Annotated in this window: 20 protein-coding genes; 19 read left to right on the top strand and 1 reads right to left on the bottom strand. The window is 65.2% G+C overall.

All coding sequences use genetic code 11. The features are described 5' to 3' along the window. Window positions 1-311 precede the first annotated feature (311 nt). Both HUW46_RS47220 and HUW46_RS47215 read left to right on the top strand, forming a co-directional pair. A complete protein-coding gene (locus HUW46_RS47220; protein WP_215545121.1) occupies window positions 312-1568 on the top strand; it encodes a helix-turn-helix domain-containing protein in 1257 nt (418 codons plus the stop codon). Then, window positions 1565-2311, top strand: coding sequence for an MBL fold metallo-hydrolase (locus HUW46_RS47215; RefSeq protein ID WP_215545120.1), 747 nt, complete (start codon window positions 1565-1567; stop codon window positions 2309-2311). Before HUW46_RS47220 ends, HUW46_RS47215 begins: the two co-directional genes overlap by 4 nt. Before the next feature lie 629 nt (window positions 2312-2940). On the opposite strand, the gene HUW46_RS47210 is transcribed toward HUW46_RS47215, so the two are convergent. Then, the gene (locus HUW46_RS47210; RefSeq protein WP_215545119.1) at window positions 2941-4167 is read right to left on the bottom strand and encodes a helix-turn-helix domain-containing protein; all 1227 of its coding nucleotides are present in this window, start codon (window positions 4165-4167) and stop codon (window positions 2941-2943) included. Window positions 4168-4540: 373 nt separating this feature from the next. On the opposite strand from HUW46_RS47210, the gene HUW46_RS47205 reads away from it, so the two are divergent. The 17 genes from HUW46_RS47205 (at window position 4541) to HUW46_RS47125 (ending at window position 17639) form a co-directional block, all read left to right on the top strand. Beyond that, the gene (locus tag HUW46_RS47205) at window positions 4541-5701 is read left to right on the top strand and encodes a hypothetical protein (RefSeq protein WP_215545118.1); all 1161 of its coding nucleotides are present in this window, start codon (window positions 4541-4543) and stop codon (window positions 5699-5701) included. Then, on the top strand, window positions 5698-6591 hold the full coding sequence (locus HUW46_RS47200; protein ID WP_215545117.1) for a hypothetical protein: 894 nt from the start codon (window positions 5698-5700) through the stop codon (window positions 6589-6591). The genes HUW46_RS47205 and HUW46_RS47200 overlap by 4 nt, the downstream gene beginning before the upstream one ends. Window positions 6592-6630: 39 nt before the next feature. Further along, complete coding sequence (locus HUW46_RS47195) at window positions 6631-7140, top strand: hypothetical protein (RefSeq protein WP_215545116.1); 510 nt, start codon at window positions 6631-6633, stop codon at window positions 7138-7140. Window positions 7141-7364: 224 nt separating this feature from the next. Continuing rightward, window positions 7365-8063 carry an HAD family hydrolase gene (locus HUW46_RS47190; protein ID WP_215545115.1) on the top strand — a complete coding sequence of 233 codons (699 nt, stop codon included), beginning with the start codon at window positions 7365-7367 and terminating at the stop codon, window positions 8061-8063. Further along, complete coding sequence (locus HUW46_RS47185; protein ID WP_215545114.1) at window positions 8060-8842, top strand: hypothetical protein; 783 nt, start codon at window positions 8060-8062, stop codon at window positions 8840-8842. Before HUW46_RS47190 ends, HUW46_RS47185 begins: the two co-directional genes overlap by 4 nt. Window positions 8843-8981: 139 nt before the next feature. Continuing rightward, window positions 8982-9389 carry a hypothetical protein gene (locus HUW46_RS47180; protein WP_215545113.1) on the top strand — a complete coding sequence of 136 codons (408 nt, stop codon included), beginning with the start codon at window positions 8982-8984 and terminating at the stop codon, window positions 9387-9389. Beyond that, window positions 9386-10033, top strand: coding sequence for a bifunctional DNA primase/polymerase (locus tag HUW46_RS47175; protein WP_256451410.1), 648 nt, complete (start codon window positions 9386-9388; stop codon window positions 10031-10033). The genes HUW46_RS47180 and HUW46_RS47175 overlap by 4 nt, the downstream gene beginning before the upstream one ends. Window positions 10034-10095: 62 nt before the next feature. After that, on the top strand, window positions 10096-10830 hold the full coding sequence (locus HUW46_RS47170) for a DUF3558 domain-containing protein (RefSeq protein ID WP_215545111.1): 735 nt from the start codon (window positions 10096-10098) through the stop codon (window positions 10828-10830). Then, a complete protein-coding gene (locus HUW46_RS47165; protein ID WP_331477204.1) occupies window positions 10827-11468 on the top strand; it encodes a DUF3558 domain-containing protein in 642 nt (213 codons plus the stop codon). The genes HUW46_RS47170 and HUW46_RS47165 overlap by 4 nt, the downstream gene beginning before the upstream one ends. Then, window positions 11465-12112, top strand: a complete 648-nt coding sequence (locus HUW46_RS47160) for a DUF3558 domain-containing protein (RefSeq protein ID WP_331477203.1) — start codon at window positions 11465-11467, stop codon at window positions 12110-12112. The genes HUW46_RS47165 and HUW46_RS47160 overlap by 4 nt, the downstream gene beginning before the upstream one ends. Beyond that, the gene (locus tag HUW46_RS47155; RefSeq protein WP_331477202.1) at window positions 12046-12774 is read left to right on the top strand and encodes a DUF3558 family protein; all 729 of its coding nucleotides are present in this window, start codon (window positions 12046-12048) and stop codon (window positions 12772-12774) included. The genes HUW46_RS47160 and HUW46_RS47155 overlap by 67 nt, the downstream gene beginning before the upstream one ends. Beyond that, entirely contained in the window at window positions 12771-13382 is a 612-nt protein-coding gene (locus HUW46_RS47150; RefSeq protein WP_331477201.1) for a DUF3558 family protein, read from the top strand. Before HUW46_RS47155 ends, HUW46_RS47150 begins: the two co-directional genes overlap by 4 nt. Window positions 13383-13518: 136 nt before the next feature. Continuing rightward, window positions 13519-14532 (top strand): hypothetical protein, encoded by a 1014-nt coding sequence (locus HUW46_RS47145; RefSeq protein WP_215545107.1) that lies wholly within the window; start codon window positions 13519-13521, stop codon window positions 14530-14532. A gap of 261 nt (window positions 14533-14793) precedes the next feature. Next, on the top strand, window positions 14794-15642 hold the full coding sequence (locus HUW46_RS47140) for an SAM-dependent methyltransferase (protein WP_215545106.1): 849 nt from the start codon (window positions 14794-14796) through the stop codon (window positions 15640-15642). A 402-nt stretch (window positions 15643-16044) separates the two neighbouring features. Further along, entirely contained in the window at window positions 16045-16278 is a 234-nt protein-coding gene (locus tag HUW46_RS47135; RefSeq protein WP_215545105.1) for a hypothetical protein, read from the top strand. A gap of 79 nt (window positions 16279-16357) precedes the next feature. Next, entirely contained in the window at window positions 16358-16597 is a 240-nt protein-coding gene (locus HUW46_RS47130; RefSeq protein ID WP_215545104.1) for a hypothetical protein, read from the top strand. Between the two features lie 73 nt (window positions 16598-16670). Beyond that, window positions 16671-17639: a hypothetical protein gene (locus tag HUW46_RS47125; RefSeq protein WP_215545103.1), complete on the top strand. Its 969-nt coding sequence runs from the start codon at window positions 16671-16673 to the stop codon at window positions 17637-17639. The last annotated feature ends 18 nt before the right edge of the window (window positions 17640-17657 follow it).

The raw sequence follows: 17657 nt of genomic DNA, 5'->3' as shown, positions 1-17657 counted from the left end.
GATGGGCATGGTGCTGCGGATCTGGTCATGGTCGGCTCCCCACCGATGAGAACGTTGATCGTTCGCAGGAACGGTGGGCAGTAGATCTGTGCGCTCGTGCGAAGACCAGGAAGCGCAACCGGAAGTGAACCGGAAGCCAAACCGGAAGTACTTCCGGTTCCGCCCGTCGTGACCTGCGTTTTCGATGGGAACTTGGGTGTTGTGGTGCTTCCGGTCCGAACGGGTGAACTTGTAAGGTGGTGTCGACTCGTGGTCGGGCCTGTGCGGATGGTGACAGCTCGGCGTCGTGTACGAGGGGGAGGAGTTCGACGATGGCGTCGCGAACGAGGAAGACGTTCAAGGAGTGGCGCGAGCACGAAAGGCTGTCCCAGGAGGCGTGCGGCGAACGGCTCGGCGTGGACGCCCGGACGATTCGGTCCTGGGATCGTGAGGGCGTGCCAGCCGACCGCGCCGAGGAGGTGGCTCGTGCGTTCAAGACAACACCGGCTCATATCGCGAACATTCGTGGCGGTACCCAAGTTCGCGGCCGACGTACGCCGGCATCGTCGACGTGGAACGCCGAGATGGCGGCCGACGCCGAGGACGACTCCGAGGCCCTGGTTCACCGTGCGGACGCCACTGACATCGGCTCGCACACGCTCACGCGATGGTGGGCACGTGTCGAGTCGCTCGCCCACGACTACCTCGTGCGGCCCCTGCCGACGGTCCTGGCCGAGGCACATTTGTTGCGACGCGAAGTACGCATCAAACTCGACGGAGACCACCACGCTGAACAGGCGCTGCAGCTGTGGGCGATCGCCGGGCATTGCAGCGGCATCATGGCCGCGGCCGCGTGCGACCTGCGCCAGTACCGGGAAGCGACGGGCTACCTGTCCGTGGCGCACAGCTGCGCGGACCGCGCCGGAGACCCGCTGCTGTTCGGCTGGCTCCACCGCGTGGCCAGCTCGGTCCACCTGTGGGCAGGAGATCTCGACGCCGCGGTGCGCACCGCCGACGCCGGGCTCGCGGTGACCCATACCGGCGTTCTGGGAGCGGGGCTGTACAGCATGCGAGCCCGTGCGCAGGCCAAACGAGGCCACCGCGCCGCGGTCACCAGTGACATCGCCGCGGCCGCCGCGGCGCGCGCCACCGCGACCGACAGCGACGTCCTGCTCGCCGGGATGCAGGATTTCCCCCTAGCGAACCAAGTCAGGTGTGCCGGGACCGCGATGCTGTGGGCCGACGAGGTCGACGCAGCCGTGGAGCACTTCGAGCATGCACTGCGGATCTACCTCACCGACCCCGCGTCCCGCAGTCACGCACACCTGGCCGTAACCTACGCCGACCTCGGGATCGCCGAGCTGACACGCCACCGGATCCCCAGCGCGGTGACCGCGCTGAGCCCACTGCGGACCACACCCAGCGAAGCACGGATCGCCGGGCTCGGCATACGCCTGGAACACGCCATTCCCCAGCTGCGTCGAGGCGCCCAGGAGGACCCGGAAGCGGAACGCCTCGCGGATGACCTCGAACCCCTCGCGGCCCAGCACGCGCCCGGCGCCCCGTCCGTCCTTCGCATCCGCCCGTGACCGACCCGGACGAGCTGTCGCTGACCATCTTGGGCTGCGCCACGCCCTACCCCCGACCTGGCGAGCCGTGCTCCGGGTACCTGGTCCAGGCGGCGACCACCGTTTTGTGGGTCGACGCCGGCTCAGGCACCCTCGCCGCGCTCCAGGAGCACGTGGACCTGTCGGCGGTCGACGGGATCTGGATCACCCATCTGCATCCCGACCACGTTTCCGATCTCACCGTGGCATGGAACGCCTACGCGAACGACGCTGATCTGCCTCGCCCGGTCGTGTACGGACCACCAGGGTGGCAGGACTGGTTCGACGTCCAACTCCCCGGAAGCGCGCGCGGCAGTGACGCCTTCCACATGGTCGACCTCGCCGACAACCACACCTACCACCTGGGCGCACTCGAGCTACAGGCTGCATCGGTGAATCACAGCGTGCCCACCTACGCGCTGCGCGCCACCTACCGCGGCCGAAGCCTCGTCTACAGCGGCGACACCGGCCCCTGCCCCGCCATCACGACTCTCGCCGATCGCACAGACCTTCTCGTGATCGAATGTGGAGCGGACGAGCCAGCTGAGTTTCATTGCACGCCGGAGAACGTCGCAAGCCTCGGCGCTTCAGCCGCGGTAGCAAGGATTGTTGCAACGCACCTCGGCCAAGGGATAACCACCGCATCGGCAAGAGAACGAATTAGAGCCTCGTACCGAGGCGGTGTTGTGGCTGCCTTTCCTGGCTTGCGGCTTAAAACGCCATGAGTTCATGCGGTGAATGTATGAACATATGCTATGTTGCCCACTGTGTTTCATGCAGTATTGCACGAGGGTCATGCTCGTCGATAGGAAAATATTCGATGATGTAGTGATGTTGCCGTGTTTGATTTGCGAGTTTATGTATAAGTATCTCGTTGGATAGTTCAGTTTCGACTGTCACTGCTGGCTCAGTATAGGGAACGCAGGTGAACGTAGTGGTGAGGCGGCATGTAAGCATGTGTGCGTCGGTGATTGTGCAGCCGGGAGCCAGGCTCACGTAATCAGTCGATCGCACGAGTGCGTGCCCGCTGTAACCGTTAATCTTGCGTCCGAGAAGTACCCGAAGTCGGCCGGATGGGATATCGTCGGATTCTGCCCTTGCCTCATCGAGCATGTCGGCCAGTTCGTGGTGCATGCGAATAAACTCAGTGTCAGACGGTGGCTTAATATAGCCTGGACGGCTTTCTGGCCATCGCGCGATTGTGAGAGTGGACAGAGATGGCCGGTAGTATGCTGTAATGGTCGTGGACAGTCTTGATGCGACATCGTCCACTTTGCTTTGAAGTTCGGCTGGTGCATATTTTCGAGCTAAGGATATTTGCCCGGTCAAGAGTGGGCATTGATCGAGTTGCCGGTTAGTCATTTGTCGCATAATCAAGATGGGGGCTATATCCAGCTTCGATGAGGGTGTGGTTGAGTTGGGCAACGCTTTCTTGAACTGAATTTGGAACAAAGCAGACGTGTGTGATGGCAGAAGTTGCTTTGTGCAGCATTGACGCTGCCCGTTTTGAACCCACTTCGTCAACATAAGGAATGATGCTATCAATGGTACTTGGCAGGTTCGCCCAGTTGCGTGCCTGTACTTGCGCTTCGAGTAAGGAAGCCAGGTGGATGTACCTGCCACGCACGGCATGGGGGGCCATCCCTGCGACTGATTCTTCAAACAAGTCTACGGCGGTGTGCCAATTTCCGCTGTCGCTATAAATCATAGCGCGATGCCATGCGAGTTCCTCGTTTGTAATCCACCAGGTCCAACCGGGGTCGTTGTCGCGAACGCCTTCTAGATGTAACGAAGTGGCCATTTCAAAAGTTCTAATGGCGGACGAATCATCCCCACCTAGTGCTAATGCTCGGGCTTTCCGGGTAAGGAATAATGCGCGAAGTCGAGGCGACAGCCTGTTGGTTTCTAGGACCATGTCGGCTAGGTGTTTTGCTTCAGTGGCTCGATTCAAAAAACCGGCATGCATAGACATATTTTGCAATGTCAGTATCTCGTTACTTCGGTCGCCTGCCATTCGAAGTAGATGAAGCGCTTCATTGTTCACCTTCCTGACCAAGTCATGCTTCTGAGTGTCGAATAACAACCATCCCGTCAACTCGCCCAATTCGCCGATTGCTGAATACAAGTCCGACTCGATGGTCGGGCTCATTTCCGCCTTGCCAAGTTTGCGTACTGATGATCGAAATAGATTTAGAGCGATATTCGAACTGTAATCGCCGCCAAACTGCATGTCCATGCGTACGAGTTCCTGAATGCGTGATCGAATGCTTTCGACATATCGATCATCCAGTCGGGCGAAAGCGGTTGTTTTTGATGGGACAATCGTCGATTCTTTGCTCGACTGAGATCTCTCGGTGACGGGGAGAGTGGGCGAACTGCTGGTGAGCAATTCTTCGAGTCGGTTAGGGCTGACCCGGAGCAGCTTGGCTAATTTAGGCCGTTTGTGAGGCTGCGGCTCAAACCTGCCGTTCTCCCATTTTGACACCGTGGTGGGGTCTACCCCTAGTTGCGTAGCGAGAGATTCTTGAGTGTAGCCAGCGGCGCGCCTGGCCCGCGCTAGTCGCTGCCGCTTCACTGACATGTTCGCCTCTCGTGGTCATCATGTTTGCGCAGGTCAAGTATACCAACGCCAAGTTCCCGCCAAGTAGATGCCAAGTTAGTTACCTGGCGTAGTCGCCGCCGGTTGCGGAAGATCCACAACCAGTGTTCGAGGCGGACAGTCATGTTCGATCCGTGACTGCGTGCTTAGCGGCTGGCTCTCCAGTTGCACCTGTCGTCTGGGGAGGTGCCTGCGGACACGACCGTAGACGACTGCTTGAGGGCGATGGGATGGTCGCGATGCTCAGTGATCCGATATTGGGCCGTCTGGCACTCGCGTGGGTGAGCGCGGATCGTACTTCGCAGTCGCCTGCATTCAATTTGGAAGAACTAACGCGTGATCTGATGGTGACTCAATGACGGCCACTTCAACACCACCGAACACTGACCCTGCAGCGCTTGCCTTTATCGCCGTCATCGGGCGAGATAGCGGCGCGGAGATCGCGTCCGCCATGGCGCTCGCGGAAAAGGCAGTGCGCAGCGTATGGCGCGGCGCCATCATGCTGGGGCTATGGGACACCGCGTCGAACGGCGTTGCCGTCGTTCCCGCGGAAGTTCGGGAGTACCGGGCTCTGCCGGGGACGTTCCCTATCACGGGGAATGCCGGGATGCTGAGCTGGTCGGAATGCGTCACCGCGGCAGCGCGACAAGCGGCGGCACGTAACGCCCAGGCGTTGATTGTGGTCGATGCGGTGTCGCTGGAAGCCGTGGACGGGGAACCGGCGAGCTCGGCGTTGTCTGACGCGGTCACGCGACTGTGTGCTCAGGTGTGGCCGGGAATCGTGTCGGTGCCGGTGGTGATGCCGTGGTGGCAGCGGCTGCCCGCGATCCACGTGGCTCGCGCGCTGAGCGCGCCGTGGACTGGAACGGTTCTCCGAGACGAATGCCCGCGGACGTTCGTCGCGTCGCGAACGGCGTTGGATGAGATCACTCGGGTTCGCTGGTTCGGCGTGGAGGATGGTGGCTGGGCGACCGGCCACGCACTGGGGCTGCTCGCGGCTGTGCGCGTGGCTCATCAGCCTCTGGACGTGGGAGAGGCCGAGCCGATCGGTTTCACGGGGGAGATTCCGGGACGTCCCGTGCTGGATCGAGTCCGCTTGACGAGCGTGGCTCGCGCGGCGCTGGCCGGAGCCAAGGCTGAGGTGGTTGTGGCGCACGATGCCCTGTCGGGGATTCCGGCTGACGAGGAGTTCGGGGAGATGGCCCCGCCGCCCGAAGTCGTCGCGACCCTAGGAGATGTCGTGGACGGGCGAGCTCCGGCCGGCCGTGGCTCGAGGGGTGACTGGGCCGCGGTGCTGATCGACGCGTGGGAGAGCGCACGGACAGGGCAGACACCGGTGGAGGAGACCGCCGCCGCGATCGCGGCGACGGCGATGGACAGGATCGCGGCCTGGTTACCCGAGGCCATGGGGCGGGGGTACAGCGGACGCGCCGCAGCCTCCGCGGAAGATGCCGCGGACACGTTCTGGCGCCATGCGATGCCACCGAGGCGCGGCGAGTCGGGGGAGCGCCGATGATCAAACGATTGCCCGCGCGTTCGCTCGTCGTGCTTGTGGTGGCGTCCACTTTCGCGGCGCTGGTGGTCCTCGCCGGTCAGTGGTGGGCGGGGACGACGGAGCGGCCCGCGGTGTGTGATCTGCCGACGGTGGCCCCGGCTGGGGAGCGGCGTCCCGCGGGCGCGGCGCCGGGGCACGGCGGTATCCGAGTGGTGGAGCAGGGTGCCAGCGCGATCGAAGACGGTCGTGCTGTCAGCGTGGGCGCGATCGTGGAGAACAGCAGCGACTACGTCGCCTACCGGACTCGTGTGCGGGTCGGCGTGCTGGACGGCGCCGGTCGTGATGTGCTCCCGTCTTCATCGACTGGCGGGTCCGGTGTGATTGAGGTGCCGATCCTGGAACCGGGGGAACGGATCGGAATCGGACAAACCCGCTATCTGGTCGCAGGAGCACGGTTTGGATCGGCGACCATCACACCCACGACGTCGGTCTGGTTGTCCCGCGACACTTTCGGTTCCCAGTACACGTCCGTGACCGGGACGGTCACGCGGATGTGGCCGCCGGTTCCCGCGGTGCCCTCGGCGATCGACATCCGATACACAGAAATCTCCCACAACTGCGGAGATCTGACGCCCAGGCTGACTGCCATGGTGTTCCGCGATCACATGGGCCGTATCCTTGGCGGATCAGTGAACACGGGCGGTATGACCGCTCAATTCGCGGACGAACACGGTCGCATTGTTTTCACCGAATCCGGGCCCGTGCGCGAATGTGCACAGGGCGAGCAGTCGTCGTGGGTACTTCCGGGACCACCTGGTCCTCCACCCGCCCTCTCGCGGGCTGAGGTCTTCCCCTATTGCGACCTCGATTTCCCTCCACCGGAAACCGGTGTCGACAAGTCTGTCAACTGATAGCGACTCTATCCCTGCGAATAGAAATGTATGCGACCGATGACCCCTCCGGCACCGCGCCTTCTGGTATACGACCTGCCCCGTGGCGCGATCGTCTCAGCACATATCGCTGAGTGGTCCGTCGCGGACATCACGGTGGTGGCCGACCGTGGGGCAGGCATCGTCACCGTGGCGGACGGGACCGCGCGGACGGTGCTGCACGATCTGGACAGTGGCGCTGCGCGCGGTGCACTCAAGCGCGCGATCGCCAGGTTGGAGGCCGGTGAGCCGTACCGGTGGTCGAGTCATAGGCGGCACCTGGCCGTGGCCGCGGTCCCCGAGAACGGCCAGGTCGTGATCACGATCAGGACGGTTCTCGTGACCTTGTCCAGCGAGGAAGCGCGTGGCCTGTGGCACGTGCTGCACGACGCGAAATTCTTCTCCGCCGGCTGCCAGACCTCGCACCTAATTGGTTCCGTCTTATCAGTGCCTGTTCAACGGCGCTATGACGACCTGCTCACGAATCCCGGCCGCGTTCCCGAGGATGTGGAGGAGACACATGGGCAGTGAGCACATTCGATCGTCCACTGTCGCCTGGCTGGTATCCGGATCGGGGTGGCGACTGGAATACGGCCATATCGCGGTCCAGGCGGTTCGCGTCGATATCCGGTCACTATGGCGGACGAACCGGCACCACCCAGGTCGACATTCTCGTTCCCCTTGCCATCGAGCGACGACACTCCTGCGCCCTGACCACCGACCGACATCATCGTCCTTCGACCCGAGGTACCGACTTGACCATCTACAGCATTGACGTCGCTCCTACGTGCGGCGAATACCAGACACCGGAGGTCGCTACCGCGTTGGCCCGGCTCGCCGAATGCAAGCCCGCGGACGCGCGCCGTGTCGATCGAGAGTTTTTACGCACGGCCGGCGAGTTGACGCCGAAACTGCAGGCTCGCGTCGCACACGCACTGGGCCTTCCGCCCGACTGGCCGAGTCGCATCACGCCGCCCGGCGGGTTCGTCGCGGCGGACGGTGCTCCGCGGATCTTGGGCAGGCTCGCGGGGGCTGGTCGGGTGGTCGCCGCGACGACAATGTCGATTGTCGGTGTTCAACGTCGCGTCGCGGACATCCAGGACCAGCTCGGCCACCACCTGGAGGAGGACGGGATCTACACCACGTCACTGCTCAGGTCGCTGAAGACAAGACCCGAGTTCTGGCGGGCACTGGCAGCACACCTCGATATCCGGGTACGGGACATCGTGCACATCGGATCGAGCGAGCGGGCCGACGCGAACGCGCCCCTGGCCGCGGGCGTTGGACGAGTCGTTCTGATCACGGGTACCGAGCGTTCAGCCAAGGCCGTCCCGAGAGAGCTGCGTGCGGACCGACGGCTGTGTTGCGTCCCGGATCTAGCCACTGCGGTAGCCGAGGCTACGAGAACTCCGGAACTCGGTGTGTCGCTGGGGCTGGACGGGACGGCGTCATGACCGGACCCGGCTGGTACGACCATCCTCAGTGGACCAAGCAGGCCCCGTTCCCAGAACCCGTGCCTCCGTCGCCGGACAAGAGGCACGTCGGCTGGATCCTCGCCGCGGCCGGCGCCATCGCGGTAGCTGGAACAGTTGGCTGGGCGTTGATCCTCGCGTACGGCGGTGGCGGGGCCAGGAACACCGGTGGCGTCGAGGGCGTCGAAGCGACGGTACCGGCGCCGCAGCGGAGCAGCGCCTCGGCCTGCGGCGATCGGGCGGTCATAGACCTGGCCGCGGGAATCTGCTACCCGACGCCACCGGGATGGAACCGGACTGACCAGATCGGCCCGGAGAACACCACGGGCCTGTGCAGCAGCCACAGTTGCACAGCACCGTCAGCCGCGCAGGTAGCCGCGGGAATACGAAAAGCCACCCCGACGTCAGGCGACCCCACACAAGCGGCCGGCCAGTTGTTCGTCCAGCTCTTCGGTAGATCACCGGCCGTCGCGCATCGGCTAACGCCGACGACGTCCACCTCGAGACCGATCGATGGCTTTCCCGCGACGTCACTGACCTACGACTTTCCCGCAATGGCGAAGGCGGCCGCGGTACACGCCCGGTTCACCGTGATCCACGTCGGCACGGGAACCGACGGACACGACCGCGTCGTATACGTGATCGGGTCCTCACCCACTGATTCACCCGGCAAGGACGCCGTCGACGACGTCCATGAGCACATCCACGTCCTCCACCCGACGGCGACCCAGACGGCGCCGCCGACCGGCCCCTCGAACTAGGAGCACCATCGATGCCTACCGCGACACGGGTCGAATTGATCCGCCGCGGGCCTGATGTGGATCGCGATCTCACTAGGACGCTGCAACCCGCGAGGCCACCACACGAACACCGACCAGCCGACCATCCCGGGAGTGATTCGTGACCACCACACCAACCCGACTGGAGCCACACCAGCGCGGCCACGCCAGCGACGCCACCGGTGCCGATGGCGCCGACTGCACGGCCGAGGAGGTGAAGGGACAGCGGGACAACATCGTCGACCGCATCGCCGCGCACCTGAACACGACCACACTGACCCAGGTGCCCTACCCCCGCAAGCTCGGCGACACGTGTCAAGCCGTCGCGCTGTCGCGTGCCTGCGGTGTGGAGGTCGTGCATCGCTGTGGCGTACATGATCATCTGTTCGTCGCTCCCGAGCACGATCAGGGGGTCCGGCTGGTGTTGCGGGACGACCGGCCGCGGGCCTACGTCGCCGTGCATGCCGCGGGCGATGGCGACATCGACCTCTGGGAGCTGTTGCGGCACTGGGACGAGGCGGGGCGATGACCACGGCCCGCACGCCCGCGAAACCGAATGTGGCAGGACGCCGCGGTGACCAGGCTCCGCGCCAACCTCGGGCTGCGGCGGTCTTGTTCGCCGAACACGGTTGGCCGGTGCTGCCCGCCAGCACGGCGCGCCAGGACCGGCACGTGTGTGCCCGCGGCCGGGTCACCGCGGAGCTGCGTCCCACACTCGCGATCGAGTCGGCCACCACCGACACGGCTACGGTCCGGAAGTGGTGGTCAGAGCAGCAACCCGTGTTGCCGTCAGTCGTGGTCGCCACCGCCACCGACGCGACCGTGGCGGCGATCAGCGTGCCCGAGCGGTTCAACGGACTCCTGCACCACCACGTCACATACGCGGAATCAGGGCCGATCGCGTACCGGCCGGACACGGGACGGCTGTACTTGCTGGTCGCGGATGACGGCGAACTCGCGGAACTCCCGATGTCCGGTAGCGCGACGGTACGGCGCGAGGCGTGGGTCGCCGTGCCACCGACGCGGCTCACGTGGGGCCGATCGGTGGTGTGGGTGCGCGCGCCCTGGCACGTCGGGTGGCGCCTGCCGCCCGCGCTCACCATCGCGCCCCTGATCGACGCCGTCACGCGTGCGGCAGCACAGCACCAGATCCATCCGCCGTCGACATCGTAGAGACGGATCCACGGAGGACCCACAGACACCGCGATTTCGACAGCTCTTCCGAAGGTGACGACATGTCCGCACGTATCAACGAAACACCGCCCATGGACCGTGCGCGGCCCCGTGCCGCGCGTAGGCCAAAGCCTTCGTCATGGGCCAAGTGGATTTTCGGTCGCAAGGCACACTACGTTGCCGCGGGGTGGTTGACGATCACGGCGAGCGCGTGCGGCGCGCATGACGGCACGACCCATCCGGTACCACCCGACCCGGAAACTGAGCCGCCGCGATCGTCCTCATCCCGTGCCTTGCCGTTCGCGGGCGCCCCGCAGGTCACGAACCCGCTCCCCGAGTCGGCGTTGTCCGGCGATCCGTGTACGGCTTTGACGCCACAGCAGGTGAAAGACGCGCTCGGGGATCAGGTGACCCAGGAGCGCGACGACATTGCTGGTATCGGGCCGACCTGCTTCTGGACGTCCGCTCGCGGTACCGGCGCGAAAATCGCCGTCACGCTGGACACCGAACCACGGCACGGGCTGAGCGGCTTGTACGCGAACGTGCAGCCTGTGGCCGAAGTGTGGAGGGTATTGCCTGGCATCCAAGGTTTTCCCGCCGTCGCCAGTGTGACCCCAGCAGGGGGCGCACTCGACCGGTACTGCAAGGTCAGCGTCGGCGTTCTCGACACCGCGACAGTGGATGCCGGTTCTTTCCTGGGGGACAGCAAGATCGGAAAGGTCGATCCCTGCACCACCGCATCGAGCGCAGCCGACGCCGCGATAACCACCCTTACGCGAATCGCGGGGCGGAAATGACCGGTCGAAATGAATGGACGTACCGCGTACGCAGAGTCGTCAGCGCGGTTGTGATGGCGGCGCTCGCAACTGGATGCCACCGCGCCGCAATCCCATCCTCCCCTGTGTCGTCGGTGCACGCGGCCACCGCGTCGTCGACTGTGCTGCCGTTCGCGGGGGCTCCGAAGGTCCCGTCTCCGCTTCCGGAGCCGGCGTTGCCCGGCGATCCGTGCGAGGCGTTGACACCGCCGCAAGTCAAAGATGCCTTGGGGGACAAGGTGAACGCGAAGCGTCATGATATTCCGGGTATTGGCCGCAGCTGCTATCTGTCAGTTGACAGCGGTGCGGCGGTAGCCGTGACCCTGGATACCCAATCGCGGCGCGGGTTGAGCGGGTTGTACGCGAACGTAAAGCCGAAGGCCGAGGTGTGGAAAGTGCTGCCCGCCATTCACGGTTTTCCCGCTGTCGCGAGCGTGACGCCCTCGGGGGGCGCGCCCGACCGGTACTGCAGCATCAGCGTCGGGCTGCTCGACACCGCGACGGTGGACGTGGGCCTTTTCCTGGGGGAAAGCAAGATCGGAAAGGCCGATCCGTGTGTCCCTGCAGCGCGTGCGGCTGATGCCGTGGTGATCACGCTTGTACGAAACGCAGGCCAATGATGGGGTGCGGGTGGGGACGGGTGTATCGCGTGTATGTGAGGGCTGGTACGGCGCTGATGGTGGCAGCGGTCGCAGTTGGCTGTGACCGCGCCGCAACCCGGTCGCCGGTTGTGTCGCCAGTACAAACGGCCGTCGTGTCGTCGAAAGCGCCGCCGTTCGCTGGCGCCCCGAAGGTCACGGACCCGCTCCCCGAGTCGGCACTGTCCGGCGATCCGTGCGAGGCGTTGACTCCGCCGCAAATAAAAGATGCCATTGGGAACAAGGTTTCCCAGAAGCGCGACGACATCCCGCATATCGGCTCCAACTGCTTCTGGTCGGCCAGCACCGGCGCGGCGATAGCGGTAACTCTGGACACAGAACCGCAGCACGGCCTGAGCGGGCTGTATGCGAATGTGCAGCCCAAGGCCGAGGTGTGGAAAGTACTGCCTGCCATCCAAGGCTTTCCCGCCGTTGCCAGTGTGACTCCATCAGGCGGTTCACCCACCGAATACTGCAAGGTCAGTGTCGGCCTGCGCGACACAGCCACCGTGGACGTGGGTCTTTTCCTAGGGGACAGCAAGATCGGGAAGGCGGATCCATGTGTTCCCGGTGCGCGTGTGGCCGAGGCCGCAGTCACGACAATCGCACGAAAGGTGGGACGATGATGGCGGCCCGGCGGGTACGGACATACCGCGTATTTGCGGGAATCGGCACAGTGCTAGCCGCAACGCTCGCAACAGGGTGCCACCGTGCCGTGATCCCGTCGTCGCCTGTGTCGTCGGTGCACGCGGCCAGCGCATCATCGACTGTGCCGCCGTTCGCGGGGGCTCCGAAGGTCCCGTCTCCGCTTCCGGAGTCGGCGTTGTCCGGCGATCCGTGCGAAGCGTTGACCCTGCCGCAAGTGACAGATGCGCTTGGGAGGAAGGTGACCCAGAAGCGCGATGACATTTCCGGTATCGGCCCCAACTGCTTCTGGTCAGCGGACAGTGGCGCGACCGTAGCTGTAACGCTGGACACCGAGCCACAGCACGGCCTGAGCGGATTGTATGCGAACGTCCGTCCTAAGCCGGGAGAAAAGAATCCGAAGGCTGAGGTGTGGAAGGAACTGCCGCCGATCCATGGTTTTCCCGCGGTTGCCAGTGTGACGCGTTCGGGTGGCAAGCCCGATCGGTATTGCAACATCAGCGTCGGGCTGCTCGACACCGCGACGGTGGACGTCGGTCTGTTCCTGGGGGACAGCAAGATCGGGACGGTGGATCCGTGTGTCCCCGGTGCGCGTGTGGCCGATGCGGCGGTGACCACGATCGCAGGAAAGGCAGGCCGATGACGGCGAGGCGGTCCGTACGGCGAAACCATGTGGTCCGACGAGTCGGGATGGCGTGCGCGGTCGTGATGGCAGCGACGGTCGCGACGAGTTGCAGCGAGCCCGCCACCGCCCCGCGTGAGACACCGTCGGGCACAGAGGTGCCCACCGTCGGCAAGCCGCTTTCCCCTGCCGCCCTGTCGATCGCACCGTGCGAAGCTTTCGACCTGCGGGAAGCGACTGTCGTCCTCGGGCCGGGCACAGCCCTGCAAACCCAGGACAACACCGGCCCCACGGCACCTCGCTGCGCCTACACGAATCGCGACACCAACGCGAACATCGCTGTCGCGCTCGCGAACTACGGGCTGGCGCGCTACCACCACGAGTTCAAGGGGAATGCGTTGCTGTGGCGCGAGTTCCAGATCCGGGATTTTCCAGCAGTGGCGACTGTGTCGCCACTGGGTGGCCGACGCGAACGGGATTGCACGATCGCCCTGGCAGTAACGGACTCCGTATTGCTATTCGCTGACATCAGGCTTGCGACCACGAGGATCGGGCACGACGATCCCTGCACGGTCGCCACCGCGGTCGCCACGACAGGGTTGGAGAACATGCGCAGAAGGAGCGGATGACCATCATTCACATGATCGTGCGAAAATGTGAACGTGGCCCGAATGGCGAGTCGGCGCTGCCCGTGCCGGACATGGAATATGCATTCGGCGTCAAGGCAGTGTGTCGATCTAGGTCCGGAGTGGCGGCATGACTTCGATGAGCGACGACGCGGTCCTGTGGGAAATTCTCTACGTCAACTTCGACCATGGTGGAGCGTCATCCGATCAGTCCATCGACTACTGCATGGATGGCTTGGTGGATTTGGTGGGAGCAAACAATCGATGGCCTGACCTGGGGATGATCGGTGAGGCGAATTTCTGGCGCTTCTTCGGAAACAGTGGTCGATGCGCAGCGCAGATCGCACTGAACGCTGCCGCCCCGCACCGCAACTATGTCATTGAAATCGGCTCTTTGCCAGGAGAATGGGGTGATATCGGTCCCGCGCTTCTCTACGACGCCAGCAAAGTCCACGTCCACGAATGGCACGGTGGCCACGAGTCCGGCTTCTTGGGTCGAAACCGCAATCGAGCAGTGGTGTCGCCGAGAGGCGCGCCGGAGTTGAAGATGGACCTTTTCGGCACGCACGGACACCCGAACGGTGACCTGCGGCGGCAAGACGTCGAACGGTTCCGGCCGTACGGGACGCGTGCGGCGCGCCCGGCCGCAGTGCTCGCGGACTGGTTCAGTCATCCGTCGGGCCCGATGTTCGCTCCGGACAGCTATGCTGCGTACTTCGACGAACTGGCCCACTATGCGCCGCGGATGCATTTCCCCGATGGAATCCCTGTCCCTGGCGAGCACCCCTTCGACACACGGGCGCTGGATTACCTTTGTGGACGATGGATGATGGGGCGTCGAGACTGGCGCCGCAGATGGTTGCGCCGCGCGCCGGGTCGCCGCGTCGGTGGTGTCGGCTTCCAGCACGTCGGCGAACTCGACGGCGTCTATACAGCTACGAACTTCCCCGCCCCTAACGGTCGCCCGCCGACCCAGATCGACGGTGCGGTGCTCAACCCGCGAGCCGCAGCAATGCTTGTGCCAGGCTCCGTCCAGGTGCACGAACCATCCAAACCTGAAATGGTGCGGCCTGGTCGTGTCTGGCGCCGGAACGACCACAAACGGTTTTCCTTCACACTGAGATTCACCGTCGGCAGCGCGAGTGAGACGTGAGATGCGGGGCGGCGCGCCGTCGGCCGCGATCGCCGGCACCAGCGTCCCACTCGCCGAACTGCCCGTGGAGTCGGCGTTTGCGAGGTGAAGCGTTGTGCGGCACCGCAAACACCCACCTCGCCGGACTCGGCGGCGCATGGTGAACGACACCGCCGCCCTCCGCGTCCAGTCCGTACCGAGATGCGAACCAGCAGCTGTGGCCCCGACGACGGTCACACAAATCATCCATTGTCCGTAAAGCACCGAACAGGACAGCATTGCATGTACACCCCCGCGCCGAGGCTGGTCCCGGTCCGGCGAGACGATCCGCACCGGGTGAGCCTCGCCCGATTCTCCGACGCGATGGTGGGCGGCAAAGACGCCGGGGCGGCCGCCCGCGCGGTCAGAGACAGGGCCCTGACCGTGGAACCGGGTTTGTCGACGGTGATGCGGGGGGAACGGGCCTGGAAACTGCGGGCGGCGCGGTGGCTGGCACGGACAGTGGGCCAGTTCGTGGACCTCGGCCCGGGTCTGCCGATGGGGCAGTCCCTCCACGACATCGTGACGAGCGTGAACCGGGAGTCACGCGTGTTGTCGGTCGAGCAGGATCCCGTCGTGGCCGCACGGCTACGCGCCCTGCTGGTCGACGACCACCACGTGATCGAGGAGTCGCTCACGAACCCGGTCGCGGTGCTGACCGGCAAGCAGACGGCGCCACTGCTCGACCTGCACCGACCCGTCGCCGCGCTCCACGTCTCCACGCTGCATTACGTTCCCGACAGTGCCAATCCGGCGGCGATCCTGGGCCGCTACATCGACCTGCTCCCCAGTGGCTCGTACATCGTGCTGTCGCACTTCTGCGACCCGCAGGACGATCAGGACGGTGGAGTGTTGACAGCGACAGCCCGGCGGCTGCAGGACGTACTCGTCCATAGCCCGCTGGGAGCGGGCTACTTCCGCACCCGGGACGAGATCACCTCGATGCTGACCGGCCTGCGGATCGTGCAGCCACATCCTCACGGCGCTGGAGTGCTGACGCCGCTGTCGGACTGGTGGCCAGAGGGCCCGCGTACCCGTGAGCCCCTGCCCGCCGAGCAACTCCTCGTCGGCGCCGTCGCGCACAAGCCGTAGGGATAGCTTGTACAGCTCGTGGTGACGCACACCCGAAGGCGTGCGCCCTTTTGCCATGCCGCTGCGTGAACTTTGTGAAGTAAGGAGGTGCCGGTGTGGACGCGCGCGGTCGACGACGCGAGTCGTGGCGGGCCGACTCGGACCTACACCGAAGCCGTTTTCGTGCGGGGGAGCGCACGTGCGGTGCTAGGCGCGATCCATCCGGAGAGGCCTGCTTGTCTTTCTCGGTGCTCGGCACAGCCTCCAAGCGGTGTAGAGGCGCGGGGGTGGCACGATGAGCCGATAACCAGAAGTGGGGCCCCTTCGGAGTGATCGCGTGCCACACCGGGCGGATCGCGGCGATGCGGCAGGATCCTGGGTCGCTACCAGGACTCTCTTGCTCTGCAGAGCATTCTGACCGAGATGGGCAGAATCGACACCCGAATCGACGTGGTGTTCGCCCTAGGCTCCGAGCAGATGTGGTTGCTGACGTGGCAAATGACGCACCAGATCGTTCCGCCGCTGGGTGACGGCGGCCCGCCGGCAGCCGCGATCGTCACGGCCGCGGGTACCGGCGACACAGCGACCCTCACCACACTGGTCATCGATCTACACGCGGCCGAGAACAGCCCGCTGACCCGCAACGCGCGGCGGTGAGCCGCGATCACGGCCCCGCCGCGCCACCGCGGACGACGCGATCCCGGGCGACGGCCCGCTCGCGAGCTGCCTGGGGGCCGTGCTTTCCAACGACAGCACCGAGATCGCCGCCACCCTGGTGGCCTGGATCTACACCGGCACCCTTCGCGACAGCCTCGACGAACTCCAGGCGCTCACGCGCGTGGTGCACGAGGTCCTCGCCGCCGTCGGCGGCGCGTCACGGCTGCGAGCCTCGATCTTGTTGCATGCACCCGGTTCCGGTCACGGCGAGGCACTGCTATGCCGCCGGGCAGTGGCGATCGTGGCCGCATCCGCCTGACACGCCTCGCCTGACGATGCGCCCGGCCCGTGAAGCGCCACCGCGGGCGTGACGTGCGCGGTAGTGTGCGGGCGTGACCGAATCTGGATCGCGGCATGATCAGCAACGGGTGGCGGGGTGGCTCGCGCTGACGCTGCAACGTCGGTGTGGCCCGCTGGACGGGCCTCGCACGGCGTACCGCGTCACCGATCACGGCGCGATCGAGCTGAGCTGGCGCGGTGGTCCCACTGCGGCCGAGGTCGCCGACCACCTGTTGCGTGCCGCGGACCCTGACATGCCCGTCACCTGCGACGCACAACTCTCAGACAGCGTTGTGGCGGCAGGGGTCCGGGTACTGCTGACCGCGCTCGACCCCCGCCCGCGTAGCCGCAGCCCACGTGATCCGATCGGCGCCCTGCCTGCCAGCGCAGCACCCCGCCCGATCATGGACGACGGGCATGCCGCCGACATTGTGACCTGGGAATTGCCGCCCGAACCCGGCGGCACAGGCATGGCGATCGTGACCAGGGTCCCAACTTCCTACACCGACGCGTTGGACTGGACCGCACACGCCACCTTCGTGGCCGCCACCGGCTACCAACCACCACCGGGCGCGCACCCCCAGCGGCACATCCGATGGGCCCGGGCCCTCGCCAATGCCGACGTTCACCTTCGGTTCGCCACACCGAAGCTCGCCATCGCCGACGCCGATGCCTGGCTGAGCATGGCCGTCGGCCACTCGCGCGGAATCACGCCGTTGTGCGCTGCGGTGGCCTGGCACGACCGCTGCCTGATGCGGCTCCAACCCGGTCTGCGCGTCGACGCGGTCCTCGCCACCTCCCCGCACATGACCGGGGTCGCCAGCAGAGTCCCCGCCTTGCTGCTCAGCGCCCTGCACCGAACGCTGCTCCCGCGCGACACCCGCACCGCGACCACTCTCGCCGCATCGCTACCCACCGACCTGCACATCAGCTGCTTCAGACACGGCCTGGACAGCGAGCGCTACCGGATCCAGCTCGCCGCCACCATCATTCCTGCGTCGCAGAATCGGCAGACAGGCTAAAGCCGCCTCACCATGTCC

Source organism: Amycolatopsis sp. CA-230715 (genome assembly GCF_018736145.1).
In the GTDB taxonomy this organism is placed as follows: domain Bacteria; phylum Actinomycetota; class Actinomycetes; order Mycobacteriales; family Pseudonocardiaceae; genus Amycolatopsis.
This window is presented reverse-complemented; position numbering and strand designations above follow the sequence as displayed.

Coding starts and splice junctions, on each gene's coding strand:
- HUW46_RS47220 (WP_215545121.1), top strand. CDS start 312: ATGGCGTCGCGAACGAGGAAGACGTTCAAGGAGTGGCGCGAGCACGAA.
- HUW46_RS47210 (WP_215545119.1), bottom strand. CDS start 4,167: ATGTCAGTGAAGCGGCAGCGACTAGCGCGGGCCAGGCGCGCCGCTGGC.
- HUW46_RS47205 (WP_215545118.1), top strand. CDS start 4,541: ATGACGGCCACTTCAACACCACCGAACACTGACCCTGCAGCGCTTGCC.
- HUW46_RS47200 (WP_215545117.1), top strand. CDS start 5,698: ATGATCAAACGATTGCCCGCGCGTTCGCTCGTCGTGCTTGTGGTGGCG.
- HUW46_RS47195 (WP_215545116.1), top strand. CDS start 6,631: ATGACCCCTCCGGCACCGCGCCTTCTGGTATACGACCTGCCCCGTGGC.
- HUW46_RS47185 (WP_215545114.1), top strand. CDS start 8,060: ATGACCGGACCCGGCTGGTACGACCATCCTCAGTGGACCAAGCAGGCC.
- HUW46_RS47175 (WP_256451410.1), top strand. CDS start 9,386: ATGACCACGGCCCGCACGCCCGCGAAACCGAATGTGGCAGGACGCCGC.
- HUW46_RS47170 (WP_215545111.1), top strand. CDS start 10,096: ATGTCCGCACGTATCAACGAAACACCGCCCATGGACCGTGCGCGGCCC.
- HUW46_RS47165 (WP_331477204.1), top strand. CDS start 10,827: ATGACCGGTCGAAATGAATGGACGTACCGCGTACGCAGAGTCGTCAGC.
- HUW46_RS47160 (WP_331477203.1), top strand. CDS start 11,465: ATGATGGGGTGCGGGTGGGGACGGGTGTATCGCGTGTATGTGAGGGCT.
- HUW46_RS47155 (WP_331477202.1), top strand. CDS start 12,046: ATGTGTTCCCGGTGCGCGTGTGGCCGAGGCCGCAGTCACGACAATCGC.
- HUW46_RS47150 (WP_331477201.1), top strand. CDS start 12,771: ATGACGGCGAGGCGGTCCGTACGGCGAAACCATGTGGTCCGACGAGTC.
- HUW46_RS47145 (WP_215545107.1), top strand. CDS start 13,519: ATGAGCGACGACGCGGTCCTGTGGGAAATTCTCTACGTCAACTTCGAC.
- HUW46_RS47140 (WP_215545106.1), top strand. CDS start 14,794: ATGTACACCCCCGCGCCGAGGCTGGTCCCGGTCCGGCGAGACGATCCG.
- HUW46_RS47135 (WP_215545105.1), top strand. CDS start 16,045: ATGGGCAGAATCGACACCCGAATCGACGTGGTGTTCGCCCTAGGCTCC.